This is a genomic window from Pseudaquabacterium terrae (assembly GCF_013266755.1).
Taxonomy (GTDB): Bacteria; Pseudomonadota; Gammaproteobacteria; order Burkholderiales; family Burkholderiaceae_C; genus Pseudaquabacterium; species Pseudaquabacterium terrae.
In genome coordinates, this window is record NZ_JABRWJ010000003.1 from 274,502 (window position 1) to 293,291 (window position 18,790).

General features: G+C 67.7%; 17 protein-coding genes. 10 read left to right on the plus strand and 7 right to left on the minus strand.

From position 1 onward, the window contains the following. Nucleotides 1–2 precede the first annotated feature (2 nt). The 3 genes from HLB44_RS10310 to HLB44_RS10320 all read left to right on the plus strand — a co-directional run bounded on the left by HLB44_RS10310 (nucleotide 3) and on the right by HLB44_RS10320 (nucleotide 1,371). On the plus strand, nucleotides 3–647 hold the full coding sequence (locus tag HLB44_RS10310; RefSeq protein ID WP_173122492.1) for a GntR family transcriptional regulator: 645 nt from the start codon (nucleotides 3–5) through the stop codon (nucleotides 645–647). 28 nt (nucleotides 648–675) lie between these two features. Further along, on the plus strand, nucleotides 676–1,041 hold the full coding sequence (locus HLB44_RS10315; RefSeq protein ID WP_173122493.1) for a PilZ domain-containing protein: 366 nt from the start codon (nucleotides 676–678) through the stop codon (nucleotides 1,039–1,041). Nucleotides 1,042–1,170: 129 nt separating this feature from the next. After that, nucleotides 1,171–1,371 carry a hypothetical protein gene (locus HLB44_RS10320; protein ID WP_173122494.1) on the plus strand — a complete coding sequence of 67 codons (201 nt, stop codon included), beginning with the start codon at nucleotides 1,171–1,173 and terminating at the stop codon, nucleotides 1,369–1,371. A 76-nt stretch (nucleotides 1,372–1,447) separates the two neighbouring features. Here HLB44_RS10320 and gltA read toward each other — a convergent pair whose 3' ends face one another. From gltA to HLB44_RS10355, 7 genes are all read right to left on the minus strand, one after another. Then, entirely contained in the window at nucleotides 1,448–2,758 is a 1,311-nt protein-coding gene (gene gltA, locus HLB44_RS10325) for a citrate synthase (RefSeq protein ID WP_173122495.1), read from the minus strand. Between the two features lie 24 nt (nucleotides 2,759–2,782). Then, nucleotides 2,783–3,061 (minus strand): FAD assembly factor SdhE, encoded by a 279-nt coding sequence (locus HLB44_RS10330; protein WP_173122496.1) that lies wholly within the window; start codon nucleotides 3,059–3,061, stop codon nucleotides 2,783–2,785. 6 nt (nucleotides 3,062–3,067) lie between these two features. Beyond that, nucleotides 3,068–3,772 carry a succinate dehydrogenase iron-sulfur subunit gene (locus HLB44_RS10335; RefSeq protein WP_173122497.1) on the minus strand — a complete coding sequence of 235 codons (705 nt, stop codon included), beginning with the start codon at nucleotides 3,770–3,772 and terminating at the stop codon, nucleotides 3,068–3,070. A gap of 21 nt (nucleotides 3,773–3,793) precedes the next feature. Further along, nucleotides 3,794–5,596 (minus strand): succinate dehydrogenase flavoprotein subunit, encoded by a 1,803-nt coding sequence (gene sdhA, locus HLB44_RS10340; protein ID WP_173122498.1) that lies wholly within the window; start codon nucleotides 5,594–5,596, stop codon nucleotides 3,794–3,796. Nucleotides 5,597–5,599: 3 nt separating this feature from the next. Beyond that, nucleotides 5,600–5,962, minus strand: coding sequence for a succinate dehydrogenase, hydrophobic membrane anchor protein (gene sdhD / locus HLB44_RS10345; protein WP_173122499.1), 363 nt, complete (start codon nucleotides 5,960–5,962; stop codon nucleotides 5,600–5,602). A 13-nt stretch (nucleotides 5,963–5,975) separates the two neighbouring features. Next, nucleotides 5,976–6,401, minus strand: coding sequence for a succinate dehydrogenase, cytochrome b556 subunit (gene sdhC, locus HLB44_RS10350; RefSeq protein WP_173122500.1), 426 nt, complete (start codon nucleotides 6,399–6,401; stop codon nucleotides 5,976–5,978). A 95-nt stretch (nucleotides 6,402–6,496) separates the two neighbouring features. Further along, complete coding sequence (locus HLB44_RS10355; protein WP_173122501.1) at nucleotides 6,497–7,270, minus strand: GntR family transcriptional regulator; 774 nt, start codon at nucleotides 7,268–7,270, stop codon at nucleotides 6,497–6,499. 216 nt (nucleotides 7,271–7,486) lie between these two features. On the opposite strand from HLB44_RS10355, the gene HLB44_RS10360 reads away from it, so the two are divergent. The 7 genes from HLB44_RS10360 (at nucleotide 7,487) to HLB44_RS10385 (ending at nucleotide 18,785) form a co-directional block, all read left to right on the plus strand. Beyond that, nucleotides 7,487–8,473: a malate dehydrogenase gene (locus tag HLB44_RS10360; RefSeq protein WP_173122502.1), complete on the plus strand. Its 987-nt coding sequence runs from the start codon at nucleotides 7,487–7,489 to the stop codon at nucleotides 8,471–8,473. A gap of 87 nt (nucleotides 8,474–8,560) precedes the next feature. Beyond that, nucleotides 8,561–9,565, plus strand: coding sequence for an HpcH/HpaI aldolase/citrate lyase family protein (locus tag HLB44_RS10365; protein ID WP_173122503.1), 1,005 nt, complete (start codon nucleotides 8,561–8,563; stop codon nucleotides 9,563–9,565). A 146-nt stretch (nucleotides 9,566–9,711) separates the two neighbouring features. Continuing rightward, complete coding sequence (locus HLB44_RS10370; RefSeq protein ID WP_173122504.1) at nucleotides 9,712–10,257, plus strand: hypothetical protein; 546 nt, start codon at nucleotides 9,712–9,714, stop codon at nucleotides 10,255–10,257. A gap of 92 nt (nucleotides 10,258–10,349) precedes the next feature. After that, a complete protein-coding gene (locus tag HLB44_RS10375) occupies nucleotides 10,350–13,859 on the plus strand; it encodes an indolepyruvate ferredoxin oxidoreductase family protein (RefSeq protein ID WP_173122505.1) in 3,510 nt (1,169 codons plus the stop codon). A gap of 160 nt (nucleotides 13,860–14,019) precedes the next feature. Beyond that, nucleotides 14,020–14,154 (plus strand): hypothetical protein, encoded by a 135-nt coding sequence (locus tag HLB44_RS37800; protein ID WP_281375142.1) that lies wholly within the window; start codon nucleotides 14,020–14,022, stop codon nucleotides 14,152–14,154. Between the two features lie 189 nt (nucleotides 14,155–14,343). Next, entirely contained in the window at nucleotides 14,344–16,947 is a 2,604-nt protein-coding gene (acnB, locus tag HLB44_RS10380; protein WP_173122506.1) for a bifunctional aconitate hydratase 2/2-methylisocitrate dehydratase, read from the plus strand. 92 nt (nucleotides 16,948–17,039) lie between these two features. Beyond that, on the plus strand, nucleotides 17,040–18,785 hold the full coding sequence (locus HLB44_RS10385) for a DEAD/DEAH box helicase (protein WP_173122507.1): 1,746 nt from the start codon (nucleotides 17,040–17,042) through the stop codon (nucleotides 18,783–18,785). Nucleotides 18,786–18,790 lie beyond the last annotated feature (5 nt).

Sequence of the window (18,790 nt, forward strand, 5' to 3'; positions counted from 1 at the left end):
CCATGCTCGCCAATGCTCCCCTGACCCCGCGTGCGCTGTACCAGGACGTCGCCGAGCGGCTGCGCCAGCAGATTTTCGCGCGCGAGCTGGAGCCCGGCAGCTGGATCGACGAACAAAGGCTCGCCGCCGACTACGGCATCAGCCGCACGCCGCTGCGCGAGGCGCTGAAGGTGCTGGCCGCCGAAGGCCTGGTGACGATGAAGGTGCGCCGGGGCGCCTACGTCACGGAGATGTCGGTCGACGACGTGACACAGATCTACCACCTGCTCGGGCTGCTGGAGAGCGACGCCGCGGCCACCCTCGCCCGCAGCGGCAGCGACGAGCAGATCAAGCGCCTGCGCGCGCTGCACGACAAGCTCGAGAAGCAGGTGCGCCAGCGCGATGCCTTCTTCACGACCAACGAGCAGTTCCACCTCGCGCTGCTCGAGCTGTCGGGCAACCGCTGGCTGCAGCAGACGGTGCAGGACCTGCGCAAGGTGATGAAGCTCAATCGCCACCACTCGCTGTTCCGCCAGGGCCGCATCGCCGAATCGCTGGCCGAGCACCGCGAGCTGATGCAGGCGATCGAAGACCACGACCCGGCTGCGGCCGAGCGCCTGATGCGGCAGCATTTCGACAACGGCCTGGCCGCCGCGGTGCCGCGCTGAAGCGGCAAAAGCCGCTAAGCTCGCTCGCATGCCTTTGGATGATGCGAGCAAGCGAGCCGGCGGCGGCGCCGATCGACGCGAAGCCGTGCGGCGATCATTGCGCTCACCCGCGCTCGTGCTGCTGCCGGGCCAGCCGGGGCGCATCGGCAAGACCGTCGACGTGTCTGAGACCGGTGTCTGCCTGATGCTGCCGGAGGGTCTGCCCGGCGGCACTCAATGCATGGTCGGCTTCGAGCTGCCCGACAAGGCAGGTGCCCGCAAGCGCGTGCAGTCGAAGGCGCGCGTCGTGCACAGCGTGCTGTCGAACCTCGGCGATGGCTTCAAGATCGGCATGCAGTTCCTCGACACGCCGGGCGAAACGCAGCGGGCGCTGGAGAACTTCATCCGCGAATGAGGGGGCCACGGCGAAGCGTGAACGACGTCACGCGGACGCCGCTCAAGGCCGGTGAAGAACGGCCGAAGAGGCCTTCAAGCGCACTGCCGAGCTGCCGGCGGGGACCAGCCCGGTGCGCAGGAGCCTGCCATGTCGAAGAAGCCCGATCCGGTTCATCTCACGTTCGATGGCGCTGCGGCGCAGCCCCGCCCGGCCGAGGCCGCGGCGCTGGCCCTGGAGGCCGCGCGCCGCAGCAGCGCGGCCGAAGCCGCCGAAGCCGAGCGCCGCGCATTCGCCGACACCGAACCGGCGTTCCTCGACACCATCACCCCCGCGAACGACGAGGAATGAGACGCGCAGCAGCAAAACGGCCGCCCGAGGGCGGCCGTTGCTGCTGGTGCCGGCACTTGGCTGCCGGCGTGAAGCTTCAGCGTTCGCCGATCGGCTTGACGTTGCGCTGGCTGGCGCCGACGTAGAGCTGGCGCGGGCGGCCGATCTTGTACTCGGGGTCGCCGATCATCTCGTTGAGCTGCGCAATCCAGCCGACCGTGCGCGCGAGCGCAAAGATCGCGGTGAACAGCGACACCGGAATGCCGATCGCGCGCTGCACGATGCCCGAATAGAAGTCGACGTTCGGATAGAGCTTGCGGGCGACGAAGTATTCGTCTTCCAGCGCGATCTTCTCCAACGCCATCGCCAGCTTGAACAGCGGGTCGTTCTCCAGGCCCAGCGCTTCGAGCACCTCGTGGCAGGTCTCGCGCATCAGCTTGGCGCGCGGGTCGTAATTCTTGTAGACGCGGTGGCCGAAGCCCATCAGCTTGACCTGCGAGTTCTTGTCCTTGACCTGGCGAATGAACTCGCCGATCTTCTCGACGCCGCCGTTGCGCTGGATGTCGACCAGCATGCTCAGCGCCGCTTCGTTGGCGCCGCCGTGCGCCGGGCCCCACAGGCAGGCCACGCCGGCGGCGATCGCCGCGAACGGGTTGGTGCCCGACGAGCCGCACAGCCGCACCGTCGAGGTCGAGGCGTTCTGCTCATGGTCGGCGTGCAGGATGAAGATGCGGTCGATCGCGCGCACCAGCACGTCGTTGGTCTCGTACTCCTCGCACGGCGTCGCGAACATCATGCGCATGAAGTTCGCCGAATACGACAGCGAGTTCTTCGGGTAGATGAACGGCTGGCCGATGCCGTACTTGTAGGCCATCGCCACCAGCGTCGGCATCTTGGCGATCAGGCGGATCGCGGCGATGTCACGATGCTGTGCGTTGTTGATGTCGGTGCTGTCGTGATAGAAGGCCGACAGCGCGCCGACCAGGCCGGTCATCACCGCCATCGGGTGCGCATCACGGCGGAAACCGCGCAGGAAGAACTGCATCTGCTCGTTGACCATCGTGTGGTTGGTCACCAGCTTGACGAAGTCGCCCTTCTGCTGCGGGTTGGGCAGGTCGCCCTTGAGCAGCAGGTAGCAGGTCTCGAGGAAGTCGCACTGCGTCGCCAGCTGCTCGATCGGGTAGCCGCGGTACAGCAGCTCGCCCTTGTCGCCGTCGATGTAGGTGATCGTCGAGTTGCACGAGGCGGTCGACAGGAAACCGGGGTCGTAGGTGAACTTGCCGGTCTGGCCGTAGAGCTTGCGGATGTCGATCACGTCCGGGCCGATCGAGCCCCGGTAGAGCGGCAGTTCCATGCTGGGGCTGCCATCGGAGAAGGACAGCGTGGCTTTCACGTCGGACGGAGTCATGGGCATTCCCTTTCTGAGCAAACTCTAGGCGGCCGCGGGTGTCCGGGCACGCAGCATGGCGAGCACCTCGGTCACCTCGGGGCAATTCAATTCGCCCTCCGGTTCTCGGCGTGCCAACAGCAGATCCAGCAAATCGTTGTCGGCCAGGTCCATCAGGGCCTGCAGCCCGGTGGCGTGGCGCACGGTCAGCGTCGCTTCATGGCGCTGGAAGAAGCGCTCGACGAAGAGGTCGTTCTCCAGCAGCCCGCGCCGGCAGCGCCACTTCAGGCGGCTCAACTCGGTGGGGTGCAGCGCGGGTTCCATGGACCGTCAGACCGCCCGGCGGACCATCAGCTCTTTGATCTTGCCGATGGCCTTCGTCGGATTCAGGCCCTTCGGGCAGACGTCGACGCAGTTCATGATCGTGTGGCAGCGGAACAGGCGGTACGGGTCCTCGAGGTTGTCGAGCCGTTCGGCTGTTCCCTGGTCACGGCTGTCGGCAATGAATCGATAGGCCTGCAGCAGGCCAGCCGGGCCGACGAACTTGTCCGGGTTCCACCAGAAACTCGGGCAGCTGGTCGAACAGCTCGCGCAGAGGATGCACTCGTAGAGGCCGTTCAGCTCGTCGCGCTCTTCGGGCGACTGCAGCCGCTCCTTCTCGGGCGGCACTTCGTCGTTGACGAGGTACGGCTTGATCGAGTTGTACTGCTTGAAGAACTGCGTCATGTCGACGATCAGGTCGCGGATCACCGGCAGGCCGGGCAGCGGCTTGAGCACGATCGGATCCTTCAGATCGCGCATGTTCGTCAGGCAGGCGAGGCCGTTCTTGCCGTTGATGTTCATCGCGTCGGAGCCGCAGACGCCTTCGCGGCACGAGCGCCGGTAGCTGATCGCCGGGTCCAGCGACTTCAGCTTGATCAGCGCGTCCAGCAGCATGCGCTCGGAACCGTCGAGCTCGACCTCGATGGTCTGCATGTAGGGCTTGGCGTCCTTGTCCGGGTCGTAGCGATAGATCTTGAAAGTGCGTTTTGCCATTGTCTTGTCTCTATCGCGTGATCAGAACGTCCGGACCTTGGGCGGCACGCTGTCCACCGTCAGCGGCTTCAATTGCACCGGCTTGTAGTCGAGACGGTTGCCTTCGGAGTACCACAGCGTGTGCTTCATCCACTCGGCGTCGTTGCGGCCGAGCGGGAACTGCGCATCGTCGGCGCCGCGCTCGTAGTCCTTGACCGTGTGCGCACCGCGGCATTCACGGCGGGCGGCCGCCGATTCGATCGTCGCCTGTGCCGACTCGATCAGGTTCTCGACTTCCAGCGCCTCGATGCGCGCGGTGTTGAAGACCTTGCTCTTGTCCTTCAGCGTGATGCCGGCAACGCGTTCGCGGATCGCCGCGACCATCTTGGTGCCCTCGTCCATCGCGGCCTGCGTGCGGAACACGCCGGCATGCGTCTGCATCGCGTTGCGCAGGTCGTTGGCGACGTCCTGCGCATATTCGCCGCCGCTGGAGTTGTCGAGCCGGGCGATGCGGGCGAGCGAGTAGTCGGCCGCGTCCTTCGGCAGGTCCTTGTGGGCCTTCGGCGACTTGGCCAGGTGGTCGACGATGTGGTCGCCGGCGGCCTTGCCGAACACCAGCAGGTCGAGCAGCGAATTGGTGCCTAGCCGGTTGGCGCCGTGCACGCTGACGCACGAGCACTCGCCGACGGCATAGAAGCCGTTGACGATGCTCTTGTAGTCACCGCCCTTGGGCACGACGACCTGGCCGTGGATGTTGGTCGGGATGCCGCCCATCTGGTAGTGGATCGTCGGCACCACCGGGATCGGTTCCTTCGTGATGTCGACGTTGGCGAAGTTGTGGCCGATCTCGAGCACGCTGGGCAGGCGCTTCATGATCGTCTCGGCGCCGAGGTGGGTCATGTCGAGCTGGATGTAGTCCTTGTTCGGACCGCAACCGCGCCCTTCCTTGATCTCCTGGTCCATGCAGCGCGAGACGAAGTCGCGTGGCGCCAGGTCCTTCAAGGTCGGCGCGTAGCGCTCCATGAAGCGCTCGCCGTTGATGTTGCGCAGGATCGCGCCCTCGCCGCGGCAGCCTTCGGTCAGCAGCACGCCGGCACCGGCGACTCCTGTCGGGTGGAATTGCCAGAACTCCATGTCCTCGAGCGGAATGCCCGCGCGCGCGGCCATGCCGAGGCCGTCACCGGTATTGATGAAGGCATTCGTCGACGCGGCATAGATGCGGCCGGCGCCACCGGTGGCGAACAGCGTGACCTTGCCTTCGAGGATGTGCACGTCGCCCGTTTCCATCTCGAGCGCGGTGACGCCGAGCACGTCACCAGACGCGTCGCGAATGAGGTCCAGCGCCATCCACTCGACGAAGAACTGCGTGCGCGCCTTGACGTTCTGCTGGTACAGCGTGTGCAGCATCGCGTGGCCGGTGCGGTCGGCGGCAGCGCAGGCGCGCTGCACCGGCTTCTCGCCATAGTTCGCGGTGTGGCCGCCGAACGGACGCTGGTAGATCGTGCCGTCCGGGTTTCGGTCGAAGGGCATGCCGAAGTGCTCGAGCTCGTAGACGACCTTCGGCGCCTCGCGGCACATGAACTCGATCGCGTCCTGGTCGCCGAGCCAGTCGGAGCCCTTGACGGTGTCGTAGAAGTGGAAGTGCCAGTTGTCCTCGCTCATGTTGCCGAGCGAGGCGCCGATGCCGCCCTGCGCGGCAACGGTGTGCGAGCGCGTCGGGAAGACCTTGGTCAGCACCGCGACGTTGAGGCCCGCGCGGGCCAGTTGAAGCGAGGCGCGCATGCCGGAGCCACCGGCCCCGACGATCACGACATCGAATTTTCGTTTTGCGACGGCAGCAGCCATTTTTTATAGTCTCCAGAGCACCTGCACGGCCCAGCCGGTGCAGCCGACCAGCCAGGCGATCGTGGCCACCTGCGCCACCAGCTTGACGCCGACGGACTGGATGTAGTCCATCCACACGTCGCGCATGCCGACCCACGCGTGGTACGCGAGCGAGATGATGACGATGAAGGTCAGGAACTTCATCCACTGCTGCGCGAAGATGCCGGACCAGCGGTCATAGCCCAGCGGCCCGGGCAGCAGCACCTGCACCAGCAGCACCAGCGTGTACAGCGCCATCAGCGCCGCGGTGACGCGCTGGCTCAGCCAGTCGCGGAATCCGTAGTGCGCGCCAACGACGAGGCGCTTCGAACCGTAATTGCTTGCCATGTCGCTGCGCTCCTCAGTACAGGCCGAAGAGCTTGGCGCCGAGCAGCACGGTGAGCACCGTGCTTAAGCCCACCGTGACCACGGCCGACGACCGGCCCTGCTGCTTGCTGACGCTGTGCGTCGCATCCATCCACAGGTGGCGGACGCCGGCGATGGCGTGGAACAGGTAGGCCCAGATCAGCGCCAGCACGATCAGCTTGATGACGACGCCGGGGACCACGCCGATGCCGGCGACGAAGGCGCTGGCGAAGGTGTCGTACGAAATCTCGGACGTGACGCTCTTGTCGAAGAGCCAGATCACGAAGGGCAGCAGGAAGAACATCAGCATGCCGCTGCCGCGGTGCAGGATCGACACCACGCCGGCAATCGGTAGCCGGTACTGCAGCGCTTCGATCAAGCGCATGTTCGCGCCGGGCCTTGTTCTCGAGATCTCTGGCATGGGGCTGTCTCTTTTCGTAATCCGGGTGAAACCCTTAGAGTTTATTGCAACGCACAAGGCTTACCGGAAGCTTGGATGCGTATGAACCACAGGCTTCAGCTCAGCGCGTTGCGATAGAAGTGGTGATCGGTGTTGTAGAGGCCGCGGCGCAGTTCGACGGGCTTGTCGCCGTAGGTGAACGACAGCCGCTCGACGCTCAACAGCGGCGTGCCCTCGCCCACCGCCAGCACGTCGGCGGTCGCCGCATCGGCGGCGACGGCGCGGATCTTTTCTTCGGCGCGGATCATGCGCACGCCGAACTCGGTTTCGAACATGCCGTACATCGGACCCTTGTAGTCGGCCAGGCGCTCGGCGGTCAGGCCCTTGAACAGCGTGCCGGGCAGCCAGATCTCGTCGAAGACCACCGGCTTGGCATTGGCCAGCAGGAGCCGCCGCAGCAGCACCACCGCATCGCCGCTCTTGCAGTCGAGCGCGCGTGCCACCGGTGCCGGCGCGCGCAGGCGGCTGCAATCGATCAGCCGGCGCTCCATGTCGGGTGTCACGCCATCATCGGCGGTCAGGCGCAGGAAGCGGTACTGCACCTGCTGCTCGGCATGCGTGGCGACGAAGGTGCCCTTGCCTTGCCGGCGCACCAGCAGGTTGTCGGCGGCCAGCTCGTCGATCGCCTTGCGCACCGTGCCCTGGCTGACCTTGAAGCGCGCGGCGAGGTCGAGCTCGCTCGGGATCGCCTCGCCCGGCTTCCACAGCCCGGCCTGCAGCTCGCGCATGATCAGCCCCTTGATCTGCTGGTACAGCGGGCTGAAGGCCGGCGCGGCGTCCGCCGCCGCATCGGCGGCGCTCGGCAGCGTGGGAACGGTCGGCGCGGGCATGGCCCGGATTGCAACACAGCGTCACGGGGGTCGTCCACCAAATGCTGACAGTTGTCTTATAGAAGACATAAGACCTTTGACAGCCTCGGTATCAACCCCTAGACTGGCCTACACTCCCGACCTCGTTCCGGTCCGCGCGCGCCACCTGAGGCCGAGCGCCCCGTCCGCACGTCGTCCGGTCGCCGCTTTTTCTTCACCATCCGCCTGGAGTTCCCCATGAGCAAGAAGCCCGTCCGCGTGGCCGTCACCGGCGCCGCCGGCCAGATCGGTTATGCCCTGTTGTTCCGCATCGCCTCCGGAGAAATGCTGGGCAAGGACCAGCCGGTGATCCTGCAGCTGCTGGAGATCCCGGACGAGAAGGCGCAGAAGGCGCTCAAGGGCGTGATGATGGAACTGGACGACTGCGCCTTCCCGCTGCTGGCCGGCATGGAAGCGCACGGCGATGCGAACACCGCCTTCAAGGACACCGACTACGCGCTGCTCGTCGGCGCCCGCCCGCGCGGCCCCGGCATGGAACGCGCCGACCTGCTAGCCGCCAATGCCCAGATCTTCACCGCACAGGGCAAGGCGCTGAACGCCGTGGCTTCGCGCAACGTGCGCGTGCTGGTCGTCGGCAACCCGGCCAACACCAATGCCTACATCGCGATGAAGTCGGCGCCGGATCTGCCGCGCAAGAACTTCACCGCCATGCTGCGCCTGGACCACAACCGTGCGCTGAGCCAGATCGCCGCGAAGACCGGCAAGCCGGTGTCGTCGATCAAGAAGCTGGCCGTCTGGGGCAACCACTCGCCGACGATGTACGCCGACTACCGCTTCGCGACGATCGATGGCGCCAGCGTCAAGGACATGATCAACGACGACGCCTGGAACCGCGACGTGTTCCTGCCCACCGTCGGCAAGCGCGGCGCGGCGATCATCGAGGCGCGCGGCCTGTCGTCGGCTGCCTCGGCGGCCAACGCGGCGATCGACCACATGCGCGACTGGGCGCTGGGCACCAACGGCGAATGGGTCACGATGGGCGTGCCGAGCAACGGCGAATACGGCATCCCGAAGGACATCATGTTCGGCTACCCGGTCACCTGCGAAGGCGGCGAGTACAAGCTGGTCGAAGGCCTGGCCATCGACGAGTTCTCGCAGCAGTGCATCAACAAGACCCTCGCAGAGTTGCAAGGCGAGCAGGACGGCGTCAAGCACCTGCTGTGATGCTCCCGGGCCGCGGCCCGGCGTAAGCTCCGAAGGGCCGGTCGGCATCGCTGCCACCGGCCCTTCTTCTTTCCCCACGACCCGACCATGACCGAATCCGTGCTGCCCCGCGACGTGCTGTTCGACGACGGCGACGTCGCCCCCGACCTCCCCGTCTGCGACCACTACTGCGGCGTCGAAGCGCGCATGCACAAGAGCCTGGCGCTGCAAGCCGAGCTCGGGCCGGTGTTCGACGTGACGCTCGATTGCGAGGACGGCGCACCGGTCGGCGCCGAGCGCGAGCATGCGCAGATGGTCGCCGACATCGTGCTGTCGAACGCGAACAACTTCGGCCGTGTCGGCGCACGCGCGCATCCGGTCGAGCACCCGGCCTTCGAAGCCGATCTCGAGACGCTGATCGGCCGCGCCGGCGACCGGCTCGCCTACCTGATGATCCCGAAGCCACGCCACCTGGCCGACGCGCAGCGGGCGATCGCCGCCGTCGAGCAGGTGATCGCGCGCAGCGGCCGCGGCGCACGCCTGCCGCTGCACATGCTGATCGAGACCCACGGCGGGTTGCGCGACGTGATGGCCATTGCCGCGCTGCCGCGCATCGAATCGCTGTCTTTTGGATTGATGGACTTCGTCTCGGCGCACCGCGGTGCGATACCGCAGACGGCGATGGGCGCGAAGGGCCAGTTCGAGCATCCGCTGGTGGTGCGCGCGAAGCTGGAGATCTCCGCCGCCTGCCACGCCGCGGCGAAGGTACCGTCGCACTGCGTCGTCACCGAGTTCAAGGATCAGAAGGCGCTGGGCGCCGCGGCCACGCGCGCGGCGCGCGAGTTCGGCTACACGCGCATGTGGAGCATCCACCCGGCGCAGATCGAGCCGATCATCGAGGCCTTCGCGCCCAGCGTCGCCGAGATCGACGAAGCGATCGAGATCATCGCCGCCGCGCAAGCCGCGTTGTGGGCGCCGATCCGCCACCGTGACACCTTGCACGACCGCGCGAGTTACCGCTACTTCTGGCAGGTGCTCGAGCGCGCGCGCCGCACCGGGCAGCCCTTGCCGGCGCAAGCAGAACAGGCCTTCTTCGGCTCGGCAAGGAACTAAGTCGGTTTTCCACGGTCCCTTGCTGGCCGTTGCAGTGCTGGCTTTCACTGACACCGGCGGGACCCCCGCACACCTGAGAATGCGGCAACCCCTCGTCCCGCCCGTGCGCGGCTTAACTTGTCCGTTCGAGAGTGAGCGCTGTCCCGATGATCCGTCTTGCCCCCCGCCTGCCGCGCCCGGCCCTTGCGCTGGTCCTGTCCACCCTGCTGGCCGGCGTCGCGCACGCGGCCGGTGAAGCGCCGGCCGCCAAGGCACCGGCGAAGAAACCCGCCGCGAAGGCCGAGCAGCACGAGCCCGCCACCGAAGCGCAGCTCGCGGTCGCGATGCGCGTGCTGACCGGCGACGCCGACTGCGAGTTCAAGCAGACGATCTCGGTGACCCCGATCGAAGGCCATGCCGGCCACTTCAACCTGACCTTCAAGAAGGTCAGCTACCGGATGGTCCCGCAGGAAACCACCACCGGTGCCGTGCGGCTCGAGGACAAGAAGGCCGGGATGATCTGGATCCAGATCCCCGCCAAATCGATGCTGATGAACGCGAAGATCGGCCAGCGGGTGGTCGACGACTGCACGCATTCCGAACAGCGCGCCGCGGTCGCGGCCGCCGCCGCTGCCGGCCGGTCGCAGCAGGCCGAGGGGTCGATCGGCATCTCCCCGGCCGCCGCCAGTACCGGCGTGGCACCCCGCAACTGACGCGCCCACCCGCAGCTGCACCCGTGCGCCGGCGAGAGCCGGCGTAGGATGGTCCGGCCGGTCACCGCCGGCGCCATCATCGCTCGCACACGATGCAGCCAGCCACCGCTCCCGCGCTGCGCAGCTACCAGCTCAGCGACAACCTCGCCGCCACCGAGGACCAGGTCTTCCTCACCGGCACGCAGGCGCTGGTGAAGCTGCTGCTGATGCAGCGCGCGCTCGACAGCGCGCAGGGCCTGCGCACCGCCGGTTTCGTCTCCGGCTACCGCGGCAGCCCGCTCGGCATGGTCGACCTGCAGCTGTGGAAAGCCAAGGCGCTGCTCGATGCCGCGGGCGTCGACTTCCTGCCGGCGATCAACGAAGACCTGGCCGCCACCGCCTGCCTCGGCACGCAGCGCGTCGCGCTCGATCCGCAGCGCCGTGTCGATGGCGTCACCGCGCTGTGGTACGGCAAGGGCCCCGGCGTCGACCGGTCCGGCGACGCGCTGAAGCACGGCAACGCGTATGGCGCCAGCCCGCAGGGCGGCGTGCTGGTGATTGCCGGTGACGACCACGGTTGCGTGTCGTCGTCGATGCCGCACCAGTCAGATCTCGCGATGCAGGCCTGGAGCATGCCGGTGCTGCACCCGGCGAACGTCGCCGAGTACCTCGAATTCGGGCTCTACGGCTGGGCGCTGTCGCGCTTTTCGGGCGCCTGGGTCGGCTTCAAGGCGATCAGCGAGGTCGTCGAGTCCGGCATGACGGTCGACCTCGACGCGGTGCCCTTCGACTTCGAGCTGCCGGTGGACTTCAAGCCCGCCGCTTCGCTGCACGTGCGCGCGGTCGACCTGCCCTCGCTGGACATCGAGGCGCGGCTGGCATTGAAGCTCGACGCGGTGCGCGCCTTCGCGCAGCTCAACTCGGTCGACAAGCACATCGTCGCCAGCCCGAGCGCGACGCTGGGGATCGTCACCGTCGGCAAGGCGCACTTCGATTTCATGGAGGTGCTGCGCCGGCTCGACCTCGACCCGAACGCGCTGGCCGCGGCCGGCGTGCGGGTCTACAAGGTCGGCCTGGTGTTCCCGCTCGAACCGACGCGGCTGCGCGAATTCGCACAAGGCCTCGACGAGCTGCTGGTCATCGAGGAGAAGGCACCGCTGGTCGAGCGCCAGATCAAGGAGCTGCTCTACGAGCTGCCCGATGCGCAGCGCCCGCGCGTGGCGGGCAAGACCGATCCACGCGGCGCGCCGCTGCTGTCCGCGCTGGGCGAGCTGCGGCCTTCGCGCGTGATGCCGGTGGTCGCCGAATGGCTGGCGCGGCTGAACCCCGCGCTCGACCGCCGCCACCTGGTGATCGACTTCACGATGCCGAAGCTGCTGTCGAATCCGGCCGATGCGGTGAAGCGCCAGCCCTACTTCTGCTCCGGCTGCCCGCACAACACCAGCACCCGGGTGCCCGAAGGCTCGCATGCGCTGGCCGGCATCGGCTGCCACTTCATGGCCAGCTGGATGGAGCGCCGCACCTCGGGGCTGATCCAGATGGGCGCCGAGGGCGTCGACTGGGTCGCGCACTCGCGCTTCACGAACGATGCGCACGTGTTCCAGAACCTGGGCGACGGCACCTACTACCACTCGGGCTACCTCGCGATCCGCCAGGCCATCGCCGCCGGCACGACGATCACCTACAAGCTGCTCTACAACGATGCGGTCGCGATGACCGGCGGCCAGCCGGTCGACGGCAAGATCGGCGTGCCGGAGATCGCGCGCCAGGTCGAGGCCGAAGGCGCGGTGCGGGTGGTGGTGGTCTCCGACGACATCGGCAAGTACCGCGGCCGCGAAGCCGAGTTCCCGCGCGACACCACGTTCCACGACCGCGCGGCGATGGACAGCGTGCAGCGTGAATTGCGCGAGATCCGCGGCGTCAGCATCCTGATCTACGACCAGACCTGCGCCGCCGAGAAGCGCCGCCGCCGCAAGAAAGGCGAGCTCGCCGACCCGCCGCGCCGCATCTTCATCAACGAGCAGGTCTGCGAAGGCTGCGGCGACTGCGGCCAGGCCTCGAACTGCCTGTCGGTGATTCCGGTCGAGACCGACTGGGGCCGCAAGCGCCAGATCGAGCAGAGCTCGTGCAACAAGGACTACTCCTGCGTCAACGGCTTCTGCCCGAGCTTCGTGTCGGTCTACGGCGCGGTGCCGAAGAAGCGGGTCGGTGCCGGTGTCGATGCCGACGCGCTGCAGCGCGAGCTGGCGGCCATTCGCCCACCGGCACCGTGGACCTGGACCGGCCCGTTCGACCTGCTGATCACCGGCGTCGGCGGCACCGGCGTGATCACGATCGGCATGCTGGTGACCATGGCCGCTCACCTGGAGCGCAAGCAGGCGTCGATCCTCGACTTCATGGGCTTCGCGCAGAAAGGCGGCGCGGTGCTCAGCTACGTGCGCCTGGCGCCCAGCGCCGACCAGTTGAACCAGGTGCGCATCGACACCCAGCAGGCCGACGCGATCCTCGCCTGCGACCTGGTCGTCGGCGCGTCGGCCGATGCGCTGGGCACTGTCAAGCACGGGCGCACCGAGATCCTCGCCAACACGCACGAGCTGGCGACCGCGGCCGCGGTGCGCGATCCGAACGCCGACCTGCATGCCGGCGCGCTGCTCGACAAGATGCGCTTCGCCGCCGGCGACGATCGCGTGGCGACGATCGATGCGCAGGCGATCGCGCTGAAGCTGCTCGGCGACACGATGCCCTCGAACATGGTGATGCTGGGCGCCTGCTGGCAGCGTGGGCTGGTGCCGGTCGGCGAAGCGGCGCTGATGCGTGCGCTGGAGCTGAATGCGGTGGCGGTCGAGGACAACAAGACCGCCTTCGCGCTCGGCCGGCTGGCGGTGGCCGCGCCCGCAGCGCTGCAGCGCCTGGCCGGCGATGCGGCCGCGCCGCCGCCGGCGGCCGGCACGGCGCTCGACGCGCTGATCGAGCGCCGCGCCGCCTTCCTCACCGCCTACCAGGACGCCGCGTATGCCCGCCGCTACCGCGCGCTGGTCGAACGGGTGCGTGCGGCCGAACGCCCACTGAGCGCCGAGCTGCGCCTGACCGAAGCGGTCGCGCGCAGCTACGCCAAGCTGCTGGCGATCAAGGACGAGTACGAGGTCGCGCGGCTGTACACCGACGGCCGCTTCGAGGCTTCGCTGCGAGAACAGTTCGAGCACTGGGAGCGCATCGATTTCCACATGGCCCCACCGCTGCTGGCCAAGGCCGGGCCGGACGGACGCATCCAGAAGATGCGCTTCGGTCCGTGGCTGATGCGGGCGATGAAGCCGCTGGCGGTGCTGCGCCGGCTGCGTGGCACGCTGCTCGATCCGTTCGGCCACACCGCGGAGCGGCGGCTCGAACGGCAGCTGATCGCCGACTACGAGGCGCTGGTCGACGAGTTGCTGCGCGGGCTGACTGCGACCAAGCTGCCGCTGGCGCTGAAGCTGGCACGGCTGCCCGAAGGCATCCGCGGCTACGGCCACGTGAAGCTGGCCAATGCCGCCAGCGTCAAGGCGCAGTGGACCGACCTGCTGCAGCGCCTGCGCAGCGGCAGCGAAGCCACCTCGCCGGTCGAACAGCCCGTGCTTTTTCGCTAGCAGCGGCCACCCCTAGCGCAGATCTCCGAGCCTCGCAAGCCCGACACCCCGGTTCTCCGCCGCAGCGCTGGGTCATTCATCCGTACAAACCCGAAAGCCGATATGCTGCGCTGCAGCATCATCCGATGCGCCCCTTCTTCACCCATCCCCTCCCCTCAACATGATCAGCACCGTTCTCGCTCTCGTCCCGCTCGTCTTCGCGACCGGCTGTCTCGTCTGGACCATGACCAGCGGCGCGCAAGCGCAGGCCCGCTCGGACGAATGGGCCGCCAAGTGGATGCGCGACAACGGCTGATCGCCTGAGTCGGTACAAGACATGAAGCCCGCCTCGCGCGGGCTTTTTCATGCCTGGCCGGCAGCCACGCCACGGCTCGCCGCGCCACAATCGCCGCCTGCTTTTCACGCCCCAACGCCCACAAAGTGCTTGGCAAGTCTTATATAAGACATAAAATAGTTGACTGAAACACCCTCAGGAGCCTTCGAGATGCTGACCGCCTATCGCCAACACGCCGCCGAACGCGCCGCCCTCGGCATTCCGCCGCTGCCGCTGTCGGCGCAACAGACCGCCGAGCTGGTCGAGCTGATCAAGGCCCCGCCGGCGGGTGAAGGCGCGTTCCTCGTCGAGCTGCTGACGCACCGCGTGCCGCCGGGCGTCGACGACGCCGCCAAGGTCAAGGCGAGCTTCCTGTCGGCCGTCGCGCACGGCGACTTCGCGGTCGGGCTGCTCACCCGCGCGCAGGCCACCGAGCTGCTCGGCACGATGGTCGGCGGCTACAACGTCAAGCCGCTGATCGACCTGCTCGACGACGCCGAGGTCGCCCCGGTCGCCGCGGCCGCGCTGAAGAAGACGCTGCTGATGTTCGACTTCTTCCACGACGTCGCCGAGAAGGCCAAGGCCGGCAACACCCACGCCAAGCAGGTGATCGGCAGCTGGGCCGACGCCGAGTGGTTCACCTCGCGCCCCGAAGTGGCGCGCAAGATCACCGTCACCGTCTTCAAGGTACCGGGCGAGACCAACACCGACGACCTGTCGCCCGCGCCCGACGCCTGGAGCCGCCCGGACATCCCGCTGCACTACCTGGCGATGCTGAAGAACACCCGCGACGGCTCGGCCTTCAAGCCCGAGGAAGACGGCAAGCGCGGCCCGATGCGGTTCATCGACGAGCTGAAGAAGAAGGGCCACGTCGTCGCCTACGTCGGCGACGTCGTCGGCACCGGCTCGAGCCGCAAGAGTGCGACCAACAGCGTGATCTGGGCCACCGGCGACGACATCCCCTTCGTGCCGAACAAGCGTTTCGGCGGCGTCACGCTCGGCGGCAAGATCGCGCCGATCTTCTTCAACACGCAGGAAGACTCTGGTTCGCTGCCGATCGAGGTCGACGTCTCGAAGCTCGAGATGGGCGACGTGGTCGACGTGCTGCCCTACGACGGCAAGCTGGTGCGCAACGGTGAGACCGTCGCCGAATTCGCGCTGAAGAGCGACGTGCTGCTCGATGAAGTGCGCGCCGGCGGCCGCATCAACCTGATCATCGGCCGCTCGCTCACCGCCAAGGCGCGTGACTTCCTCGGCCTGCCTGCCTCCACCACCTTCCGTCTGCCGAAGCCGCCGGTCGACTCCGGCAAGGGCTTCACGCTGGCGCAGAAGATGGTCGGCCGCGCCTGCGGCCTGGCCACCATCAACGGCCAGCAGCAAGGCATCCGCCCGGGCACCTACTGCGAGCCGAAGATGACCACCGTCGGCAGCCAGGACACCACCGGCCCGATGACGCGCGACGAGCTGAAGGACCTGGCCTGCCTGGGCTTCTCGGCCGACCTCGTGATGCAGAGCTTCTGCCACACCGCGGCCTATCCGAAGCCGGTCGACGTCAAGACGCACCGCGAGCTGCCGGCCTTCATCTCCAGCCGCGGCGGCGTCTCGCTGCGCCCGGGTGACGGCGTGATCCACTCGTGGCTCAACCGCCTGCTGCTGCCCGACACCGTCGGCACCGGCGGCGATTCGCACACCCGCTTCCCGATCGGCATCTCGTTCCCGGCCGGCTCGGGCCTGGTGGCCTTCGGCGCCGCCACCGGCGTGATGCCGCTGGACATGCCCGAATCGGTGCTGGTGCGCTTCAAGGGCAAGATGCAGCCCGGCATCACGCTGCGCGATCTCGTGCACGCAATTCCGTACGCCGCGATCCAGAAGGGCCTGCTGACGGTTGCCAAGCAGGGCAAGAAGAACATCTTCTCCGGCCGCATCCTCGAGATCGAGGGCCTGCCGGACCTGAAGGTGGAACAGGCCTTCGAGCTCTCCGACGCGTCGGCCGAACGCTCGGCCGCCGGCTGCACGGTCAAGCTGAATCCGGCCCCGATCATCGAGTACCTCACCAGCAATGTCGTGCTGATGAAGAACATGATCGTCGACGGCTACGCCGACCGCCGCACGCTGGAGCGCCGCATCAAGGCCGTCGAGGCCTGGATCGCCAACCCGCAGCTGCTCGACGCCGATGCCGACGCCGAGTACGCCGAGGTGATCGAGATCGACCTCGACACGCTGACCGAGCCGGTGCTGTGCTGCCCCAACGATCCGGACGACGCCAAGCTGCTGTCCGCCGTGCAGGGCGTGAAGATCGACGAGGTCTTCATCGGCTCGTGCATGACCAACATCGGCCACTTCCGCGCCGCGTCGAAGCTGCTCGAAGGCAAGCGCGACATCCCCGTCAAGCTGTGGATCGCGCCGCCGACGAAGATGGATGCCAGCGAGCTGACCAAGGAAGGCCACTACGGCGTCTTCGGCACTGCTGGTGCCCGCACCGAGATGCCCGGCTGCAGCCTGTGCATGGGCAACCAGGCCCAGGTGCGCGAAGGTGCGACGGTCGTATCGACCAGCACCCGCAACTTCCCGAACCGGCTCGGCAAGAACTCCAACGTCTACCTGGCATCGGCCGAGCTCGCGGCGATCGCGTCGAAGCTCGGCCGCATCCCGACCGTCGAGGAGTACCACGCCGACATGGGCGTCATCAACAAGGACGGCGACAAGGTCTACCGCTACATGAACTTCGACCAGATCGAGGAGTACGCGGAGGCGGCGAAGAGCGTGGCGGCCTGATCCTCCGCGCGCGATGAAGAAGGGCCCGCTTCGGCGGGCCCTTTCGTTTGCGTACGGTCGGTCCATGAGAGTCGGCGCGGCAGAATCCGACGATGGGCCCCGGCGCGCCTCCTGACCAGCTTCTGTCCGACCTGCTGCGCTTCGTCCATGACGAGCAGCTGGCCGGCCAACGCAAGTTGCTCGCGGTCTGGGAGCGCCCCATCGCCTGGAAGCTGCAGAGGGGCTGGTCGCAGCGCATTCTTCGCCTGGAGCGCACGGACGATCCATCGACCCTGTGGGCCCGCATCGACGGCGGCGAGTCCCGCTTTCGCGAGGGCGACCTGCTCATGCTGCATGCGGGCGATCCGTTGGACCAGGCGCTCGGTCGCGGTCTGACGCTGGAGGCCGACATGGAGGATCGCTGGCTGTTGCGCAGCCACAGGGCCGACGCGGTTCTGCGCGCTTGCAGCGACGGACCGTGTTATGCCGACCCCGACGCGATCGACCTGACCGTGTTCCACGAGCAGGCCATCGAAGAGATCAGCACCTCGTGGATCGGGCGCGAGATCGTGTTACCGCTGCTCGGCGGCAGCCTGGACATCACGTTCAGCGGCGAAGCGATGACCCGCGGCGAAGATGCCGCCCGCGCCCGCGGCTTCAATACCCGGCAGGCGCAAGCCGTGGGGCTGGCGCTCGGCGCCGACCAGATCGCGTGCATCCAGGGCCCGCCCGGCACCGGCAAGAGCTCGGTGCTGGCACTCATCGCGCGGCTGATGGTCGAGGACGGAGAGCGCGTTCTCGTCACTTCGCACACGCACATGGCCATCAACAACGCGCTCAACAAGATCCGCGAGGAAGGCGTGCCGGCGATCAAGGTCGGCCTGCACGCGCAGCGCAAGGGCCTGCGCGACGAGGTGCCTTGCCACGCCGGGTTTGCCGACTGGCACGAGCGTCCGAGCGCGGGCGGGTACGTGATCGGCGCCACCCCGTTCGCCACCTGCACCTCACGCCTGGAGCACTGCGAGTTCGACACCATCCTCTTCGACGAGGCCAGCCAGATCACCGTGCCGCTGGCGCTGATGGCGATGCGCAAGGGCCGGCGCTTCGTCTTCGTGGGCGACCAGCAGCAGCTGCCGCCGGTGATGCTGTCACGTTCGGTCCTGGACGAGAGCGGCATGTCGGCGTTCGCGGCGCTCACCGCCCGCCATGCCGACCACGCAGTGATGCTGCAAGAGACCTACCGCATGAATCGCTGGCTCACCGCCTGGCCAAGCCGGGCGTACTACCGCGGCGAGCTCAGCGCGGCCGGCGCGAACCGCGAGCGCAGGATGTCACTGCCAGACCTTGCCGAGCCCTATGCCGCCGTGTTCGATCCGGCAGCACCCGGTGTATTCATCCCCACCCGCGACCGCACGGCCCGCACGCGCAACGACCGCGACGCGCAGCTCGTGGCGCAGTTGTGCAAAGCCGCCATCGCCGGCGGGCTGCCGCCCCGGGAGATCGGCATCGTCACGCCGTACCGGGCGCAGGGCCGCGCGGTACGCAGCTGGCTGAACGAGGTCCTCGGGCGCGCCGTCGCGCGCGAGGTCGTGGCCGACACCGTCGAGCGCATGCAGGGCCAGGAGCGCGAGCTCGTCATCCTGACGCTCGCCACCGGCGACGAAGTGTTCCTCGGTGCGGTCGCCGAGTTCTTCTTCCAGCCGCAGCGGCTGAACGTATCGATCACTCGCGCGAAGACCAAACTCGTCGTCATCGGTCCCGAGATTGACGAGGTACCCGTGCTCGGGCATGAGGACATCCGGCGGTGGGTCGGCGCGTATGCCGACCTGCTCAGGCACCTGCAGCGGATTCCGCTGTAGCCGGG

Coding starts and splice junctions, on each gene's coding strand:
- HLB44_RS10310 (WP_173122492.1), top strand. CDS start 3: ATGCTCGCCAATGCTCCCCTGACCCCGCGTGCGCTGTACCAGGACGTC.
- HLB44_RS10315 (WP_173122493.1), top strand. CDS start 676: ATGCCTTTGGATGATGCGAGCAAGCGAGCCGGCGGCGGCGCCGATCGA.
- HLB44_RS10320 (WP_173122494.1), top strand. CDS start 1,171: ATGTCGAAGAAGCCCGATCCGGTTCATCTCACGTTCGATGGCGCTGCG.
- gltA (WP_173122495.1), bottom strand. CDS start 2,758: ATGACTCCGTCCGACGTGAAAGCCACGCTGTCCTTCTCCGATGGCAGC.
- HLB44_RS10330 (WP_173122496.1), bottom strand. CDS start 3,061: ATGGAACCCGCGCTGCACCCCACCGAGTTGAGCCGCCTGAAGTGGCGC.
- HLB44_RS10335 (WP_173122497.1), bottom strand. CDS start 3,772: ATGGCAAAACGCACTTTCAAGATCTATCGCTACGACCCGGACAAGGAC.
- sdhA (WP_173122498.1), bottom strand. CDS start 5,596: ATGGCTGCTGCCGTCGCAAAACGAAAATTCGATGTCGTGATCGTCGGG.
- sdhD (WP_173122499.1), bottom strand. CDS start 5,962: ATGGCAAGCAATTACGGTTCGAAGCGCCTCGTCGTTGGCGCGCACTAC.
- sdhC (WP_173122500.1), bottom strand. CDS start 6,401: ATGCCAGAGATCTCGAGAACAAGGCCCGGCGCGAACATGCGCTTGATC.
- HLB44_RS10355 (WP_173122501.1), bottom strand. CDS start 7,270: ATGCCCGCGCCGACCGTTCCCACGCTGCCGAGCGCCGCCGATGCGGCG.
- HLB44_RS10360 (WP_173122502.1), top strand. CDS start 7,487: ATGAGCAAGAAGCCCGTCCGCGTGGCCGTCACCGGCGCCGCCGGCCAG.
- HLB44_RS10365 (WP_173122503.1), top strand. CDS start 8,561: ATGACCGAATCCGTGCTGCCCCGCGACGTGCTGTTCGACGACGGCGAC.
- HLB44_RS10370 (WP_173122504.1), top strand. CDS start 9,712: ATGATCCGTCTTGCCCCCCGCCTGCCGCGCCCGGCCCTTGCGCTGGTC.
- HLB44_RS10375 (WP_173122505.1), top strand. CDS start 10,350: ATGCAGCCAGCCACCGCTCCCGCGCTGCGCAGCTACCAGCTCAGCGAC.
- HLB44_RS37800 (WP_281375142.1), top strand. CDS start 14,020: ATGATCAGCACCGTTCTCGCTCTCGTCCCGCTCGTCTTCGCGACCGGC.
- acnB (WP_173122506.1), top strand. CDS start 14,344: ATGCTGACCGCCTATCGCCAACACGCCGCCGAACGCGCCGCCCTCGGC.
- HLB44_RS10385 (WP_173122507.1), top strand. CDS start 17,040: ATGGGCCCCGGCGCGCCTCCTGACCAGCTTCTGTCCGACCTGCTGCGC.